The sequence below is a fragment of the Stenotrophomonas sp. STEN225 genome (assembly GCF_056756445.1).
On the sequence record NZ_JBRRBV010000009.1, the window covers coordinates 15,946 to 32,400 of the forward strand.

At 68.3% G+C, this 16,455-nt stretch carries 18 protein-coding genes and 1 riboswitch; of the genes, 8 read left to right on the forward strand and 10 right to left on the reverse strand.

Going from position 1 to position 16,455, the window contains the following annotated elements:
• Positions 1–29: 29 nt before the first annotated feature.
• On the reverse strand, positions 30–716 hold the full coding sequence (bioD, locus tag ACVOJ1_RS10700; RefSeq protein WP_346480396.1) for a dethiobiotin synthase: 687 nt from the start codon (positions 714–716) through the stop codon (positions 30–32).
• 67 nt (positions 717–783) lie between these two features.
• On the opposite strand from bioD, the gene ACVOJ1_RS10705 reads away from it, so the two are divergent.
• Together ACVOJ1_RS10705 and ACVOJ1_RS10710 are read left to right on the forward strand one after the other, a co-directional pair.
• The gene (locus ACVOJ1_RS10705) at positions 784–1,266 is read left to right on the forward strand and encodes a GAF domain-containing protein (protein ID WP_053518280.1); all 483 of its coding nucleotides are present in this window, start codon (positions 784–786) and stop codon (positions 1,264–1,266) included.
• The gene (locus tag ACVOJ1_RS10710) at positions 1,263–1,625 is read left to right on the forward strand and encodes a TfoX/Sxy family protein (protein ID WP_180875786.1); all 363 of its coding nucleotides are present in this window, start codon (positions 1,263–1,265) and stop codon (positions 1,623–1,625) included. Before ACVOJ1_RS10705 ends, ACVOJ1_RS10710 begins: the two co-directional genes overlap by 4 nt.
• Before the next feature lie 15 nt (positions 1,626–1,640).
• On the opposite strand, the gene ACVOJ1_RS10715 is transcribed toward ACVOJ1_RS10710, so the two are convergent.
• Positions 1,641–2,219, reverse strand: a complete 579-nt coding sequence (locus tag ACVOJ1_RS10715) for a histidine phosphatase family protein (RefSeq protein ID WP_065175373.1) — start codon at positions 2,217–2,219, stop codon at positions 1,641–1,643.
• A gap of 152 nt (positions 2,220–2,371) precedes the next feature.
• Positions 2,372–2,593, forward strand: a riboswitch (cobalamin riboswitch).
• 116 nt (positions 2,594–2,709) lie between these two features.
• Here ACVOJ1_RS10715 and btuB point away from each other — a divergent pair.
• Entirely contained in the window at positions 2,710–4,551 is a 1,842-nt protein-coding gene (gene btuB / locus ACVOJ1_RS10720; protein WP_346480397.1) for a TonB-dependent vitamin B12 receptor, read from the forward strand.
• A 27-nt stretch (positions 4,552–4,578) separates the two neighbouring features.
• On the opposite strand, the gene gph is transcribed toward btuB, so the two are convergent.
• Positions 4,579–5,247: a phosphoglycolate phosphatase gene (gene gph, locus ACVOJ1_RS10725; RefSeq protein ID WP_346480398.1), complete on the reverse strand. Its 669-nt coding sequence runs from the start codon at positions 5,245–5,247 to the stop codon at positions 4,579–4,581.
• Positions 5,248–5,309: 62 nt separating this feature from the next.
• A complete protein-coding gene (locus ACVOJ1_RS10730) occupies positions 5,310–6,239 on the reverse strand; it encodes a LysR family transcriptional regulator (RefSeq protein ID WP_065175376.1) in 930 nt (309 codons plus the stop codon).
• Between the two features lie 109 nt (positions 6,240–6,348).
• On the opposite strand from ACVOJ1_RS10730, the gene ACVOJ1_RS10735 reads away from it, so the two are divergent.
• A complete protein-coding gene (locus ACVOJ1_RS10735; RefSeq protein WP_065175377.1) occupies positions 6,349–6,987 on the forward strand; it encodes an NAD(P)-dependent oxidoreductase in 639 nt (212 codons plus the stop codon).
• 47 nt (positions 6,988–7,034) lie between these two features.
• Entirely contained in the window at positions 7,035–7,946 is a 912-nt protein-coding gene (locus tag ACVOJ1_RS10740) for an MBL fold metallo-hydrolase (RefSeq protein WP_340044696.1), read from the forward strand.
• Positions 7,947–7,959: 13 nt separating this feature from the next.
• On the opposite strand, the gene dinB is transcribed toward ACVOJ1_RS10740, so the two are convergent.
• Positions 7,960–9,054 (reverse strand): DNA polymerase IV, encoded by a 1,095-nt coding sequence (gene dinB / locus ACVOJ1_RS10745; protein ID WP_346480399.1) that lies wholly within the window; start codon positions 9,052–9,054, stop codon positions 7,960–7,962.
• A 190-nt stretch (positions 9,055–9,244) separates the two neighbouring features.
• Between dinB and fabA the strand changes: the two genes are divergently transcribed.
• Positions 9,245–9,760 (forward strand): 3-hydroxyacyl-[acyl-carrier-protein] dehydratase FabA, encoded by a 516-nt coding sequence (fabA, locus tag ACVOJ1_RS10750; protein WP_053518264.1) that lies wholly within the window; start codon positions 9,245–9,247, stop codon positions 9,758–9,760.
• Positions 9,760–10,968 (forward strand): beta-ketoacyl-ACP synthase I, encoded by a 1,209-nt coding sequence (gene fabB / locus ACVOJ1_RS10755; RefSeq protein ID WP_197572433.1) that lies wholly within the window; start codon positions 9,760–9,762, stop codon positions 10,966–10,968. The genes fabA and fabB overlap by 1 nt, the downstream gene beginning before the upstream one ends.
• Before the next feature lie 79 nt (positions 10,969–11,047).
• Here the strand turns inward: fabB and ACVOJ1_RS10760 are convergent, their stop codons facing one another.
• From ACVOJ1_RS10760 to ACVOJ1_RS10770, 3 genes are read right to left on the reverse strand one after another with little or no spacing between them, the layout of a single operon-like run.
• Complete coding sequence (locus tag ACVOJ1_RS10760) at positions 11,048–11,737, reverse strand: HAD family hydrolase (protein ID WP_346480400.1); 690 nt, start codon at positions 11,735–11,737, stop codon at positions 11,048–11,050.
• Positions 11,734–12,435: a pseudouridine synthase gene (locus tag ACVOJ1_RS10765; RefSeq protein ID WP_346480401.1), complete on the reverse strand. Its 702-nt coding sequence runs from the start codon at positions 12,433–12,435 to the stop codon at positions 11,734–11,736. Before ACVOJ1_RS10765 ends, ACVOJ1_RS10760 begins: the two co-directional genes overlap by 4 nt.
• The gene (locus tag ACVOJ1_RS10770) at positions 12,432–13,496 is read right to left on the reverse strand and encodes a class I SAM-dependent methyltransferase (RefSeq protein ID WP_346480402.1); all 1,065 of its coding nucleotides are present in this window, start codon (positions 13,494–13,496) and stop codon (positions 12,432–12,434) included. Before ACVOJ1_RS10770 ends, ACVOJ1_RS10765 begins: the two co-directional genes overlap by 4 nt.
• A gap of 159 nt (positions 13,497–13,655) precedes the next feature.
• Between ACVOJ1_RS10770 and ACVOJ1_RS10775 the strand changes: the two genes are divergently transcribed.
• Entirely contained in the window at positions 13,656–13,919 is a 264-nt protein-coding gene (locus ACVOJ1_RS10775; RefSeq protein ID WP_053518254.1) for a hypothetical protein, read from the forward strand.
• A gap of 73 nt (positions 13,920–13,992) precedes the next feature.
• Here ACVOJ1_RS10775 and ACVOJ1_RS10780 read toward each other — a convergent pair whose 3' ends face one another.
• On the reverse strand, positions 13,993–14,286 hold the full coding sequence (locus tag ACVOJ1_RS10780) for a DUF3247 family protein (protein WP_346480403.1): 294 nt from the start codon (positions 14,284–14,286) through the stop codon (positions 13,993–13,995).
• 44 nt (positions 14,287–14,330) lie between these two features.
• Positions 14,331–16,316, reverse strand: a complete 1,986-nt coding sequence (locus tag ACVOJ1_RS10785) for a hybrid sensor histidine kinase/response regulator (protein ID WP_065175384.1) — start codon at positions 16,314–16,316, stop codon at positions 14,331–14,333.
• Between the last annotated feature and the right edge of the window lie 139 nt (positions 16,317–16,455).

Sequence of the window (16,455 nt, forward strand, 5' to 3'; positions counted from 1 at the left end):
GCGGGTCGCAGGCTCCGCTCTACGGGAACTCAGCCCTCATGCAGGTGCATCGCCAGCGCCTGAGCATCGGCGCCCGGCAGGTGCGGCAGCCGTCCCCAGCATGGCATCGGCAACCGCTGCACCAGCGTGGCCACGTTCTCGTCCTGGCGCTGCATGGCCGGATCGATGTGATTGCCGATCCAGCCCAGGCACTCCACGCCGCTGGCCTGCAAGGAGTGCGCGGTCAACCTCGCGTGATTGACGCAGCCCAGCCGCAGGCCGACCACCAGCACGACCGGCAGACGCAGTGCCCGCACGATGTCGAGCTGATCCAGGTGGACGGAGACCGGCGCCAGCCATCCCCCTACGCCTTCCACCACCACCACGTCGGCGGTGGCACGCAGGCGCTCGAGCGCGGCGACGATCGGTGCCAGGGCGATGTCCACCCCGTCCTCGGCCGCCGCCAGTTCGGGAGCGATCGGCTGCCGCAGGGCATAGGGATTCACGTCGACGTAGTCCGGCACCGGCCGACTGGCCGCCTGCAGCGCCAGCGCATCCTCGTTGCGCAGGCCCTGCCCCAGATCCTGGCTGCCACTGGCCACAGGCTTCATTCCGACCGCTCGCAGGCCACGCCGGCGCAGGGCGTGCAGCAGCGCGGTGCTGGCCGCCGTCTTGCCGATCTCGGTATCGGTGCCGGTGACGAACAGCGCGGATGGCAGGGCAGCGGGCAACGGCATCAAAGGCTCCAGCGGGGCAACAGAGCGTGCATTATCGCTGGCCCGGCACGCTTGCTAGACTGCGGTCATGTTCGCCAATGCCTCGCTTACCGGCAGCAAGCCGGAACAATACGCCCAGCTGCTTGAACAGGCCCGTGGCCTGGTCCATGGAGAGTCCGACCGCATCGCCAACGCGGCCAATCTCTCGGCGCTGGTCTTCCACGCCCTGCCCGACCTGAACTGGGTGGGCTTCTATCTCTACGATGGCCAGGAGCTGGTGGTCGGCCCGTTCCAGGGGCTGCCGGCCTGCGTGCGCATCCCGCTGGACAAGGGCGTGTGTGGTGCCGCGGCCCGCCAGCGCGTGACCCAGCGCGTCGACGATGTCGATGCCTTTCCGGGCCACATCGCCTGCGACTCGGCCTCCCGCTCGGAACTGGTCGTTCCGCTGCTGCGCGGCGATGAACTGATCGGAGTCTTCGACATCGACAGCCCGAAGACCGGTCGCTTCGATGCAGATGACCAGGCCGGACTGGAAGCCATCGCGCGCGTCTTCGTCGAGGCGTTGGGATGAGTGCGCCGAAGCTGCGCAACATCGGTCCGAAAAGTGCGGCGTGGCTGCGCCAGGTCGGTCTGCGCAGCCGTGACGATCTGGCCGCCGTCGGCGCGGTGGGTGCCTTCGTCAAGGTCAAGCGCGCCGGCTTCAAGCCCAGCCTGAACCTGCTCTACTCGCTGGAAGGCGCCCTGCTGGACTGCCATTGGCAGGAACTGAGCGAGCCGCAGCGCGAGGCGCTGGTGCAGGACTACGAAGCGCGCATCGCCGCGCACCCGCTGAAGGCGGCTGGCCCGGCCTCGGGGCCGGTGCACGAGCAGCGATTCGACGCAGACGACGACGCAGAAGAAAACGTGGCCGGAAGCGCCGACGAGGACTGATCGGCGCCGGCCGGATCAGGGCTGCTGCAACTCCAGCAGCTCGCCCACCAGGCCTGCCTCGCCACGCTCCAGCCTGACCCGCAGGCGCGTACCGTGGTCGATGCGCAGCGCCCAGCACAGCGACATCGGCAGGCCGCAGACCTGTGACAGCACCATGCGCAGCGGGCCACCGTGGCTGACCACGACGGTCGGCAGCGGGTCGTCATCGTCGAGCAGGCGGTCGAGCGCACGCGCGATGCGCCGCTCGAAGTGCCCCCAGCTTTCGCCGTTGGGCGGCGGATACGCATGCGGATCAGCATGGAATGCCGCCAGCGCCTGCTCCGGCAGGTCGAACAGTGCCTGCCCGTCCCAGTCGCCGAAGTCGAGTTCTTCCCACTCCTCGTCTGCATCCACGTCCAGCCCGCGCGGGGTGGCCAGCGCCATCGCTGTGTGCAGTGACCGCAGGCGGGGCGAGCTGATCACCCGCTCCCAGGGCTGCGTGGCGTAGGCCTCCACCAGTTCCTGTGGCAGGCGGGCCAGCTGCGGTGGATCGCTGCGGCCATCGAGGTACTCGTCGCGACCGTTGCCGGCGTGGCGGACCAGGTCGAGGATCATGCATGCGTCCTGTGCAGGCAACGCGGGGACAGCGGAAAACGGGCGGACATCGGCAACGGCACCACGGGATCAAGCAGCAATTCTAGTGGCTGGGGATCATCAGCTCCACAGACATTGCCGCATATGCGCCGCACCGGGCATGCCGATGCCGTAGACTGCGCGCACTTCCAGGTGACCTGCGGCATGGCCGGCAGGTTGAAACGGGAAGCCGGTGACGCGTGAACCCACGCCATGCCGGCGCTGCCCCCGCAACGGTAAGCACGTCAGTTCCAGGCAAGACCGCCACTGTGCCAACAGCATGGGAAGGCGCCTGGACGGTGGCCTCGCGCCGCCTGGCGGCAAGCCCGGAGACCGGCCCGGAAGCCTCAGGTCGCGATGCGGTGGGCATGGCGCTGGATGTCCGCAGCACTGCCTGCGGCATCGGCGCTTGCCTGCCTCCGCGGCTCCTCCCCTTCGCCACGCGGGCGTGCGTGGCACCTGGAGTCCCCCGATGAAGCTGCAGTCCCGATTGCTTTCCCTGGCCGTGTTGGCCGCCCTGCCCGCGTTGGCCCAGGCCGATGATGGCGCCCGCGCGCTCGATCCCATCCTGGTCACGGCCACCCGCACCCCCATCGCCCTGCAGGACAGCATCGCGCCTGCGCAGGTGATCGACCGGACGCAGATCGAGTCCAGCCAGGCCACTTCGCTGCAGGACCTGCTGCGTGGCCGCGCCGGCATCAACCTCACCAACGCCGGCGGCCTGGGCAAGCAGAGCTCGCTGTTCCTGCGCGGCACCAACTCCGGCCACACGGTGGTGCTGGTCGACGGCGTGCGCATCAACAGCGCCGATCTCGGCCTGGCGATGATCCAGGACCTGCCGCTGGCGCAGATCGAACGCGTGGAGATCGTGCGCGGCCCGCAGTCCAGCCTGTATGGCGCCGACGCCATCGGCGGTGTGATCCAGATCTTCACCCGCCGCAACCAGGGCGACTTCGCGCCACATCTGCAGCTGGGCGGTGGCAGCAATGGCCTGCGTGAGGCCAGCGGCGGCATCGGTGGCAGCAGCGAACGCGGCTGGTTCGGCGCCGACATCGCCTACCAGCATTCCGATGGCATCGATGCCTGCCGGGGCTCGGCCACGCTGTTCACCGGCTGCTTCGCCGACGAACCCGACCGCGACGGCTACCGCAACCTCTCCAAGAGCCTGCGCGGCGGCTACAACTTCAACGAGCAGTGGACGGTGGAGGGCACCGCGCTGCGCGCCGACGGCCAGAACCACTACGACGGCTACTACAACTACTCCGAGACGCGCCAGCAGGTACTGTCCGGCAAGGTCCGCTACACGCCGGCCGAACGGTTGGTGCTGACCGCCAGCGTCGGTCGCAGTGACAACGAATCGGACAACGTCGGCGCGGACGGCGTGCATGGCAGCGCGCAGACGCATCGTGACAGCGCGTCGCTGCAGGGCGACTTCGGCGTGGCCGAAGGCCAGCTGCTGAGTGCCGGTGTGGACTGGAGTGAGGACAACCTGGACGGCAGCAGTGCCGGCTATCGTGTCGACAGCCGTCGCAACACCGGTGTGTTCGTGCAGTACCAGGGGCGCTTCGGCCGGCACCAGTTGCAGGCCAGCGCGCGCAACGACGACAACCAGCAGTTCGGCAACCATGCCACCGGCAGCATCGGCTGGGCGATGGAGCTGGATCACGGCCTGCGCATCAACGCCAGCTACGGCACGGCCTTCAAGGCACCCACCTTCAGCGACCTGTATGACCCGTGGAGCGGCGTGCCGACACTGGATCCTGAGAAGTCGAAGAGCGCCAACCTGGGCATTTCGCAGCAGGGCCAGGGCTGGCGCTGGGGCCTGGATGTGTACGAGACCCGCATCGATGACCTGATCACCTACGATGCAGCCACCTTCAGGATGCAGCAGGTGGAGAAGGCGCGCATCCGCGGTGCCGAACTGACCGGCGGCGTCGTGCTGGCCGGCTTCGACATCGCTGCACAGCTGAGCTACACCGACCCGCGCAACCGCACGAACGGCAGCAGCCAGTTCGACAACTGGCTGCCGCGCCGTGCACAGCAGACGGCACGGCTGGATGTGGATCGCCGCTTCGGCGCATTCCGTGCCGGCCTGACCGTACAGGGTGCGGGCAAGCGCTATGACGATGCCGCCAACACGGTGAAAGTCGGCGGCTATGGCACGTTGGATCTGCGCGCCGAGTACGCGCTCACGCCATCGTGGTCGCTGCTGGCCCGGGCAACCAATGTGTTCGACCGCAGGTACGAGACCGTGGCGTGGTTCAACCAGCCGGGCCGCGAGTATCAGCTGAGCGTGCGCTACCAGCCGAAATGAGCAGGCGCGCCGGGCGCAGGCCCGGCGCTATACCGGGATGCGCGCGGCCAGGCCCGGCAGTTCGCGCAGATCGTCGATCACCGCCACCGCAGCTGCGGTGGCCAGGTCCAGGCCACGCGGATAACCGTAGCGCACCAGCACGATCGGCATTCCCGCGTCTTCCGCCGCGCGGTAATCGGTCACCGAATCACCCACCATCAGGCATGCATCCACCGGCACGCCGAAGTGTGCCGCGATGTGCCGCAGTGGTTCGCCGCTGGGCTTGCGCTGCGGCAGCGAATCGCCGCCCAGCACCAGCGCGAACGCATCGCCGATGCCCAGATGCTGCAGCAGCGGCGGCACCAGCGCTGCAGGCTTGTTGGTGCAGATGGCCAGCGGCACAGCGCGTTCCCGCAGCTGCGCCAGTGCTTCGGCCACACCGTCGAACAGGCGTGGGCTGCGCAGCAGGCACTCACGGTAATGCACCATGAACACCGGCATGACCTCGGCCAGATCGACCTGCCGCCCTGCGGCGTGCACGGCCTGCTCGACCAACCGGCGGACACCGTCGCCAATCCAGCCCAGCACGGTGGCTTCCGGCACACGGGCCAGGCCGATGTCCTCCAGCGTGCGGTTCAGGGCTTCGGCGATATCGGCGGCGCTGTCGACCAGCGTGCCATCGAGGTCGAACACGACCAGCGGATAGGGATACGACACGCAACGCACCTGTACGACGTGGGGCTGCTCATTGTATGCCGTGTGCGCATCGCACCGGGATGTCATGCAGGTTCCACACGCGCCGGTCGCCAGTCCAGGTCCTGGAAGGCCGGGCTGGCGAAGCACTCGCCCAGGAAGTCGAGGAACCGCCGCATGATCGCCGACTGCTGGCGACGCGATGCGTACACCGCATGAATGCCCAGCTCGTCCAGGGTATACGCCGGCAGCAGTTCCACCAGCTCGCCACTGCGCAGCAACGGCGCCACCTGGTAGGTGGGCAGCATCGCGATGCCCGCGCTGGCGCGAACGGCTTCCAGCAGCAATGACGCTTCGTTGGCGCTGATGTTGCCGCCCACCGCCACCGACTGCGAACGTCCGTCGCGGTGCAGGTGCCACAGGCTCTTGCCCACGTAGTGATGGGTCAGGCAGTTGTGTGCGGCCAGATGTTCCGGGGCGGTCGGCGTGCCGCGCACCTCCAGGTAACCGGGCGTGGCGCACAGCACCGAGCGGCACGTGGCCAGCCGTCGCGCGATCAGGCTGGGATCGATCTGCCGGGCGATGCGTACCGCCAGATCCACCCGCTCCTCGACCAGATTCACCGTGCGATCGACCAGCAGCAGTTCGATGCGCGCCGCCGGATGGCGCTTGACGAAGTCGGCCACGGCGCGCGCCAGATGGCTCTGCCCGAACGAGACGCTGGCGGTCACCCGCAGCGTGCCATGCGGTTCGGGATCGTCGCTGGCCAGTTCGCCCTGCAGCGCCTCGCCGATCTCCAGCATCTGCCGGAAGCGCGCCAGCGCCGCCTCCCCCGGGCCGGTCAGGCTGACCCGGCGCGTGGTCCGGTGCAGCAGGCGCGCCCCCAGCCACGCCTCCACCTCGGCGAGGTAACGGGTGACCATCGCCCGCGACATGTCCAGCACCTCAGCGGCGGCCGTGAGGCTGCCGCGCTCGGCCACCTCGATGAACACGGTCATGGCGGTCAGTCGATCCATCTGCTCGATTCATGCAACAAACAAGCACGTTATACGCTGTTTTTCGGACAATTGCAGCGTTCTACAGTGGCCCCGTCGTCTTCCCCTCCCCTTGCTTACGGAGTTCGCCATGAAAATCGCCCTCGTCGGTGCCACCGGCAACATCGGCCGCCAGATCGCGCGCCACGCGCTGGCCGCCGGCCACGAATTGACCCTGATCGTGCGCAGCACGCAGGACCTGCCGGCGGAGCTGGCCGGTGCCCATCCGGTGATCGCCGCGCTGGATGATCCCGACGCGCTGGCCGCGGCCATCGCCGGCCACGACGTGCTGGCCAGCGCCTACGGGCCACGTCCGGGCGATGACATCAGCCGCGTCGGCGAAGTGGCCGGACAGCTGGCAGCCGCGGCACGCAAGGCCGGGGTGCCGCGCCTGGTCGTGGTCGGCGGTGCCGGCAGCCTGGAAGTGGCACCGGGTGTCCAGCTGGTCGATACGCCGGATTTCCCGGAGGCGTACAAGCCTTATGCCCTGGCCCACCGCGAAGCACTCAAGCGCCTGCAGGCGGTAGACGACCTCGACTGGACGTTCTTCTCGCCGGCCGCGGAAATCGGACCGGGCGAAGAGCGTGGCCAGTACCGCGTGCAGGCCAAGGCCTTCCTCGCCGACGCCAGCGGCCACAGCCGCATCAGCTACGCCGACTATGGCGCTGCCTTCGTGGCGGAGCTGGAGGCGCATGCCTACCCGAAGCAGATCATCACTGCGGCGTACTGATCGACCTACATGCCGGGCATGGCCCGGCGCTGCACAAGGAGTTCCGCATGCGTTCCGTTGCCCTGCTGCTTCCGCTTGCACTGGTCACCAGCTTCGCCAGCGCCCCGCTGCTGGCCGCACCGGCTGCCCCGGCGCCGGCCACGGCGGCGAAATCACAGCTGCACCTGCAGTACTTCCATCCTGGCCCGCAGGCGATGTTCTCCGTGTCATCGGTGCTGATCGAAGGCCGCCACGATGCGATCCTGATCGACGCACAGTTCGCGGCCAGCGACGCGCGCAGGCTGGTCGAGCTGGTCCGTGCCAGCGGCAAGCAACTGACCACGATCTACATCAGTCATGGCGATCCGGATTACTACTTCGGCCTGGCCACGCTGCAGGACGCCTTCCCGCACGCACGCATCGTCGCCACTGCGCAGACCGTGGCCCACATCCAGCAGACCCACGCCGGCAAGCGTGCCTACTGGGGCCCGAAGATGGGGGCCGACGCACCGGCGCGCATCGTTGTGCCGCAGGTGCTGGAGGGCGACGCGCTGCTGCTGGAAGGGCAGCGCCTGCCCTTGATCGGACTCGATGGCCCTACGCCGGACCGCAGCGTGCTGTGGGTGCCTTCACTGCGCGCGATCGTCGGTGGCATCCCCGTGGTCGCCGGCGAGCATGTGTGGATGGCCGACACGCAGACCCCGAAGTCGCATGCCGACTGGCTGCAGACCCTGCAGCGATTGCAGGCACTGAAGCCGCAGGTGGTGGTACCGGGCCATTACGCGCAAGGGGCGGCGCTGGACGCCAGTGCGCTGCGCTTCACCGCCGGGTACATCCGTGCGTTCGATGCGGAAGCGGCCAAAGCGAAGGACAGCCAGGCGCTGGTGAAGGCGATGCAGGCGCGTTACCCGCGGCTGGAGGGCGTGGAGTCGCTGCAGCTGAGCGCGAAGGTGGCCAAGGGCGAAATGCAGTGGCCGTGAGGCAGGACCGCGGTCAGGGCCGGTGCGGATCGTTCGACGCCTGCTCGAACAGCTCCCCCTGCACCACCGGTTCCTTGTCGCGGAAACCGCCCAGGCCGACGCCCACCAGGCGATAGCGCGTGTCGGCCGGCAGGTCCACGCGCGCGCGCAGCGCCAGCGCGGCATCGCGCAGCTCCTCCATCGATTCCGGCGGGCGGTCCGGGGTGAAGCTGCGGGTAAGGATGCGGAACTGCGCCGTCTTCAGCTTCAGCACCACGGTGTGGCCCACGCGTTCCGTCCGGCGCGTGGCGTTCCAGGTTTTCTCTGCCAGCTGCACAATGGCCTCGCCCAGGTCTTCAAGCAGCAGGTCCTCGGCAAAGGTGTCCTCGGAAGAGATCGACTGCACCGGCTGGTCCGGCTCCACCGGCCGTTCATCGACGCCGCGTGCACGGTTGTAGAGGCTGCGGCCAAAGCTGCCGAACGCGTCCTCCAGATCCGCCAGCGCCCATTGCCGCAGGTCACCGCAGGTGATGATGCCGCGCGCCGTCAGTTTGCCTTCCATCACCTTGCCCACGCCGGGCACGCGGTTGACCGGCAGCGGCGCCAGGAATGCGTCCACCCGTTGCGGTGGAATAACGAACTGGCCGTCGGGCTTGCGCCAGTCCGAGGCGATCTTGGCCAGGAACTTGTTCGGCGCGATGCCCGCTGAAGCGGTCAGCTGGGTCTCGTCGCGGATCTGTGCGCGGATCGTGCGTGCGATCTCGGTTGCCAGCTCGATGCCACTTTTCGGCTCGGTCACGTCCAGATAGGCCTCATCCAGCGACAGCGGCTCGACCAGGTCGGTATGGCGCAGGAAAATCTCGCGCACCTGGCGCGACACGGCCTTGTAACGCGCGAAGTCCGGCGGCACGAAGATCGCGTCCGGGCACAGGCGCTCGGCACGCATCGCCGGCATCGCCGAACGCACGCCGAACACGCGCGCTTCGTAGGACGCCGCGCATACCACCGAGCGCGCACCGCGCCACGCCACCACCACCGGCCTGCCGCGCAGTGAGGGATCGTCGCGCTGCTCCACCGACGCGTAGAAGGCGTCCATGTCGACGTGGATGATCTTGCGCAGTCGGGTCATGTCAGGTGTACGGGGCGGGTTCGGCGTGGGTGGGCCACACGCCGAGGTATGGTCGTTGCACATCAACAGGATGCGCGTATTCCATTGAAAACACTACGGTTGCGTACGGTTGAAATGTTTGATCGGCAGCGCTTCCAAGGGCATTCTCGAGCGCTTGTATCCCTGTTCGTCGCTTCCAGGATTGCGTTTCATGACTCGTCTCCACGCGTTCAACCGCGACCAGCTGCTGGCCAGCGCACGCGGTGAACTGTTCGGCGCCGCCGCCGGCCGTCTGCCCAACGACCCGATGCTGATGTTCGACCGCATCACCGACATCCGCGAGGACGGCGGCCCGCATGGCAAGGGCATGGTACGCGCCGAACTGGATATCCGCCCGGACCTGTGGTTCTTCGGCTGCCACTTCATCGGCGACCCGGTGATGCCCGGCTGCCTGGGCCTGGATGCGATGTGGCAGCTGACCGGCTTCTACCTGACCTGGCTGGGTGCTCCCGGCAAGGGCCGCGCCCTGGGCTGCGGCGAGGTCAAGTTCACCGGCCAGGTACTGCCGGACGCCAAGCGCGTGCGCTACGAGATCGACATCACGCGCGTCATCAACCGCAAGCTGGTGATGGCCCAGTCCGACGCCCGCATGTATGTGGACGATCGCGAGATCTACAACGCTCGCGACCTGCGCGTGGGCCTGTTCACCGAAACCGGGAGCTTCTGATGCGTCGTGTCGTCATCACCGGCATGGGCATCACGTCCTGCCTCGGCAATGATCTGGATACCGTCTCTTCCGCACTGCGCGAGGGGCGTGCCGGCATCACCGCATTGGCCGACCACGCCGAAGCGGGCCTGCGCAGCCAGATCGGCGGTCGTGTCGACCTCGACCTGGACGCCCTGATCGACCGCAAGCAGAAGCGCTTCATGAGCGATGCAGCAGCGTTCGCCTACATCGCCATGCGCAATGCCATCGCGGATGCCGGGCTGGACGAGGCGCAGGTCAGTGGCCTGCGCACCGGCCTGATCGCCGGCTCCGGCGGCGGCTCCAGCGAGTGGCAGATCGGCGCGGTCGATCTGCTGCGTGCACGTGGCGTGCGCAAGGTCGGCCCGTACATGGTGCCGCGCACGATGTGCTCCACCGTGTCGGCGTGCCTGGCCACCGCGTTCCAGATCAAGGGCGTGAGCTACTCGCTGTCGGCGGCCTGCGCGACGTCGGCGCACTGCATCGGCGCCGCCGCGGACATGATCCGGCACGGCGCGCAGGACATCATGTTCGCCGGCGGTGGTGAAGACCTGCACTGGTCGATGAGCGTGATGTTCGATGCGATGGGCGCGCTGTCGACCAGTTTCAACGACACCCCGGCCAGCGCGTCGCGCCCCTACGACAAGGACCGCGACGGCTTCGTCATCGCCGGTGGTGGCGGCATGCTGGTGCTGGAAGACTACGATCATGCGGTTGCGCGCGGCGCACGCATTTATGCCGAGCTGATCGGTTATGGCGTGACATCCGATGGTGCGGACATGGTGGCACCGTCCGGCGAGGGCGCGGTGCGCTGCATGAAGATGGCACTGCAGAACGTGGACCGCCCGCTGGACTACCTCAACACGCACGGTACCTCGACCCCGCTGGGCGATGTCACCGAACTCAACGCGATCCGCGAGGTGTTCGGCGAGGCCGTGCCGCCGCTGTCCTCGACCAAGGCGCTGTCCGGCCATTCGCTGGGCGCGGCCAGCGTGCACGAAGCCATCTACTGCCTGCTGATGATGCGCGATGGCTTTGTTGCCGGCTCGGCCAACATCAGCGAGCTGGACCCGGCGGTGGAAGGCTTCCCGATCCTGCGCGAAAGCCGCGCACAGGTGCTGGACACGGTGATGTCCAACAGTTTCGGCTTCGGCGGCACCAATGCGGCCCTGGTGTTCGGCCGGGTCTGATCGCCCGCCATTGGCCTGCACGGTCGCCGGGCATGGCCCGGCGCTACCGCGTAGTCGGCAGCACCGCCTCTGGTAGCGCCTACGCCGGGCGCGGCAGCAGCGGCAGCAGCAGGGCGTGCGCGTCGCGCAGCGAGCCGACGATGCGATGACCGAGCGCGCGCAGTTCCTCATCGGGATGCACCAGGTCCGGCACCTGGATCACGGTCATGCCTGCGGCCAACGCCGCACGGGTCCCCGCAGGTGAGTCCTCCAGCGCCAGGCAGCGCTCCGGCGCCTGCCCCAGCCGCTGTGCGGCCAGCAGGTAGATGTCCGGCGCCGGCTTCGGCCGCGCCACGTCGCCACTGGTGATCACTGCATCGAAGTACGGCAGCAGGCCGGCAGCGCCCAGCTTGCGGTTGGCCCGCGGCTGACGCGTGGTGGTCGCCACCGCACGCGGAATCGCATGCGCCTTCAGCAGTTCCAGCAGCTCCAGGATGCCCGGCCGCAGAGGCAGGCCGGTCTGCGTGCGTTGCTCATACAGATCATGGCAGCGCAGCGCCATCGCCTCGATCACACTGTCCTCCACGCCCTGCTGGCGCAGCAGCGATTGGCTGTCGCGATCGCCAAGGCCGACCATGCGCACGAAGAAGGATGCATCCAGCGGCAGGCCGAACGCTTCGGCAGCCTCACTCCAGCAGGCGATGGACACCCGCTCGCTGTCGATCATCAGGCCGTCCATGTCGAAGATGACGGCGTCGGGAAGAAACGGCAGCGCAGCGATGACAGTCATGGAGCGAACAGCGTATCCAGGTCGGTGGAGGTCAGCAGCCGCCATTGCCCCTCGGCCAGCCCCTCCAGGTCCAGGCCACCGACGCGGCTGCGGTGCAGTGCCTGCACATGGTTGCCGGTAGCGGCGAACATGCGGCGCACCTGATGGTAGCGGCCTTCATGCAGTACCAGGCGCGCCTTGCGTGGACCCCGCACCTCCAGTTCAGCCGGCAGCAGGGCGGTCTTCTCCGACTCCAGCATCAGCGTGCCGCTGGCGAACAGAGCCACTTCGTCGCCGCGCAGGTCTTGGGCCAGCTCCACCTCGTAGACCTTGGGCAGTTTCGACTTCGGCGAGATGATCCGGTGCAGCAGGCCGCCATCGTCGGTCAGCAGCAGCAGGCCGCTGGTGTCGCGGTCCAGCCGGCCGACCGTGGACAGCACCGGGTCGCGGTCGCGGAAGCGCGGCGGCAGCAGATCGTAGATCAGGCGGCCGATGTCCTTGGTCGAGCAGGTGTAGCCGGCCGGCTTGTGCAGCGCGATCGACAACCCCGGCGGCGGATCCAGCGGCTCGCCGTCGACCCGCACGGCCTCGTGCGGCACCTGGTCGTCGGCATACAGCACCTCGCCGTCGGCGTCGGTGATACGGCCTTCGCGGAACATCCACTGCACCTGCTTGCGGCTGCCATAGCCCAGGTTGGCGATGTGCTTGACCAGCTTCATCGGCCCTTCCCCTTTACCGCTTCGACCAGCTTGAACCCGTCACGCTCGGCGACCACGCGCACCGCGCCGAAGCTGTCGTTGAGCGTGTGTTCGTACGGCAGGTGGCGGTTGGCCACCACATACAGGCGACCACCCGGGCGCAGCGCCTGCGCCGCCACGGCGATGAAGCGCTGGCCGATATCCGGCCGGTCCGCGCGCGACGGGGTATGGAACGGCGGATTGCTGATGATGACGTCGTACCCCGGCTCGATGCCAGCGGTGACGTCCCGCCACAGGAAGCGCAGCGGCAGCGGGCGCGGCGGTGGTGCAAGATTCAGCTCGGCCAGTGCCAGGGCCCGCTGCTCGGCTTCGTACAGATCCAGCGCGGTGATCTTCGGGCAACGCTCCAGCAGCTCTCGCGACAGGTAGCCGTAGCCGGCCCCGAGGTCGGCCGCGCGTCCGGCCAGATCGGCCGGCAGGTGCTCGGCCAGCAGCGCCGAAGCCGGGTCGATGCGGTCCCAGGCGAACACGCCCGGGCGGCTGAGGAAGCGGCCACCCACGATCGGCCGCACCGCATCCAGCGCGCTCCAGCGCTTGGCCAGGTCAGCATCGTGCTGGCCCTGCAGTGGCGCGGTCCAGTACACCCGGCAATGGTTCTTGGTCAGGCTGCCGCCGAGGCCGGCCAGCTGCTTGAGGTCACCTTCGCCGGAGCGCGCGCCCTCGTTGTTGGACTGGCAGGCGACGATGCGGCCCCCTTCTGCGGCCAATGCCAGGGCACGGGCGAACAGCGCGCGGGCCTCCTCGCGCTGGCGCGGCGGCAGCACCAGCACCAGCGGGTAGCGGCCCCGGCCCGCGACATCGTCAAGCTGGCCGCTGACGGTCCAGCCGGCGGCCTGCTGCAGGGGCTGCGCGAACGGCGCAAAACTCTGCTCGCAGTGCACCTCACGCCCGCCGGCCTGCTCACGCAGTGGCCAGCCGTCGCGGGCACGCAGGAACGCAACCGGCCCGTCCGGCCAGCGCAGCGCGCCCTGGGAGAACGGCAGGAACAGGGTCTGCAGGGGGGCGTCGTCGCTGGCGGCCATCGGCGCGGTTACTTGAAGCGTGAGGGCCGTCCATTGTACCGGCTCGCGCGGTCCGGCCCGGCAGGCCACTTTGCGAAACTTCAACGGGGCATTGATGCCCCAGCAACATCGGACCCTTCAGGGTAGAGGTCCCCCGAGACTTCCAGCAGGAGAATCCGCATGCGTGCCTTGTTCGTCGGTGGCGTGGTCGACAACAGCGAAATGGACCTGGAAGGCAGCCATCCTCCCGTGCACTACCCCGAGGACACCGGCGGTGGACATTCACGCTACCGGCTGCACCAGGTCGGCCACGGCGCCGATGGCAGCGTGGCATACGCGGTATACGGCGCACCGGACCTGGCCGACGACGAGGTGGCGCGGGTGGCGGAGGAGCGCGCCTATGCCCGGCGGTTCGAGGCAACGCCGACGGTGTTCGAGCACTGACGTGCCTGTCGCGCCCGAGCCCAGGCCCGGGCGTGCGGACCGCAGCCGGGCGTGAGCCCGGCCCCCTGCCGGATCACGTCGTTCTGGGTGGCAGCTGGCGGATGCTGGCGATCTCGTCGAGCCAGACGTGATGCTGCTGCACCGGCGTGTCGTAGTCGTCCAGGCGCAGCTGGCCGTTGCTGCCTTCATCGCCGGCGTCGTTGCGGTACTGCTGCACCGTTGGGCGCACGGCGACCGTGCCCAGCAGGCGGCGGCCATCAAGCAGGGTCAGTTCGACCTGCGTTTCGCCGTCGAGCTGCGACAGCATGGCCTCCAGGCGCGCGATCTGGGACGGGTCGGTATGGATGCGTGGAGCAATACGGGACATCGGAGAACCTCCTGCGTGCAGGGTCGCCGATCCACCGTGAATGCTCAGTGCAGCGCGCTGTCGGCGCGCGGCACCTGCACCTTGCGCACCGCAGCCACCAGCTGGGCCACCGAGTACGGCTTGGCCACATGCTCCTGGAAGCCCGAGGCCAGCGCGCGCCGACGGTCATCCGCACGCGCCAGCGCGGTCACGGCCACCGCCGGCAGGGTCGCCGCATCCACGCCCATGTCTTCGCGCAGGGTGCGCACCAACCCATAACCATCCATACCCGGCATGCCGATGTCGGTCAGCATCACGTGGTACTGCAGGTGGCCGGCATCGGCCAGCAGCGCCAACGCTTCGCCGGCCGAACTGGCAGCTGACACCGTCGCGCCCTGCTCTTCCAGCATGCGCCGCAGGTACTCCAGCACTTCCGGCTGGTCTTCCACGGCCAGTACGTGCATGCCCCGCAGCGGATAGGGCTCGACGACCACCGGCTCCAGAATCGGCCCGCTGATCACCTCGCGCAGCGGCCGCCGCTCGGCATCGGGCAGATGCTGCGGCAGGCGTACGGTGAACGTGGCACCGTGGCCATGGCCTTCGCTGGCCGCAGTGACCGTGCCGCCGTGAAGCTCGACCAGCTGCTGCACGATCGCCAGGCCCAGGCCGAGTCCACCATGGCGGCGGGTGGTGGTGCCGTCGGCCTGCCGGAAGCGGCTGAACAGATGATTGAGGAACTCCGGAGCAATACCATCACCGGTATCGCGCACGGTGATCTCCCAGTGCTTGCCGTCGGCCCGCAGCTGCATCTCGATGCGGCCCTCGGCCGGCGTGAACTTGATGGCGTTCGACAACAGGTTCCAGAACACCTGCTGCAACCGCGTCGCATCCCCGAGCACCAGGCTGGGCTGCTCAGGCAGCCGCAACTGCACGTCCAGTGCCTTGCCCTCGGCCACCAGCTCCTGCGCGCCGATCGCCTCGCCCAGCAGTTCGCGCAGGTCCAGTACCTCCACTTCCAGCTGCACCTTGCCCAGCAACATGCTGCTGAGGTCGAGCATGTCCGAGATCAGCCGCTTCTGTGCACCGGCGCTGTTGGCGATCACGCCCAGCCCCTTGTACAGCGGGCTGGTGTTGTCGACACGCTGCAGCAACAGCTCGCTCCAGCCAAGGATGGTGGTCAGCGGCGTGCGCAGTTCGTGCGACAGGGTCGCCAGGAATTCATCTTTCAGGCGCGCCATGTTCTCGGCGGCACTGCGTGCGGCGCGCTCGGACTGCAGCAGCTCTTCACGGGCCAGTTCGATCTCGCGGCGCTCGGTCACGTCCGGGCTGCTGCCGGCCAGGCCGATGAATCGACCCATCCGCGAGAACCGCGGACGCGCGTTCATTTCCAGCCATCGCCACTGTCCGTCCGCACGCCGTGCGCGGACGAGGGCATGCATGGAACGTTGCGCCTTCAACGCTTCCTGCAGTTCGTACTCGAACACCGACGCATCATCCGGATGCACCAGGCCGCGCCAGACATCCTCCGGCACACGCGTCTCGTCGCCACCAAAGAACTCGCTGAAGGCGCTGTTGACGAAGCGCGCATGTCCGCGCTCATCCAGCACCCAGACCGGCATCGGCAGGCCATCGGCCAACGCGCTGAACCGGGCCTCGCTCTCGCCCAGCTCCAGCTCCATCTGCTTGCGTGCGGTGATGTCGAAGAACAGGATGCCGACCTTGTCCTCGCCGGGGCGGCCCACGCGGACCGCGTCCACCGCGAACGAGCGCCCCAGCGCCCGGGCTTCCATTTCGAACTGCGCCGGCCGTCCGCTGCGCGCGACCTCGCCGTAGATGCGGTACCAGTCGCTCTCGTGGTTCGGTTCCAGCGCGCTCATGCACTTGCCGCGGGCGTCCTTGAGACCGGTGTGGCGCTCGAAAGCGTCATTCACCTCAAGGAAGCGGTAATCCACTGCGCGATCGGCGTCGAACATGACCTGGATCACACAAAAGCCGGCGTTGATGCGTTCAAGCACACCGCGATGCAGGTCGGGTTCGGGCGCCGGAACCATCAAGGGCGGGCGCTCCGCGAGGGGCGGCAGTGTGGACAAGGGCGTCTGGGGCGTACCGGATGGAGGCACAGCATCTTCCAAAGGACGTATTCACAGCGTCAAGCGCCGTCAGTCATGGTTGACGACCATGAATTGGCGA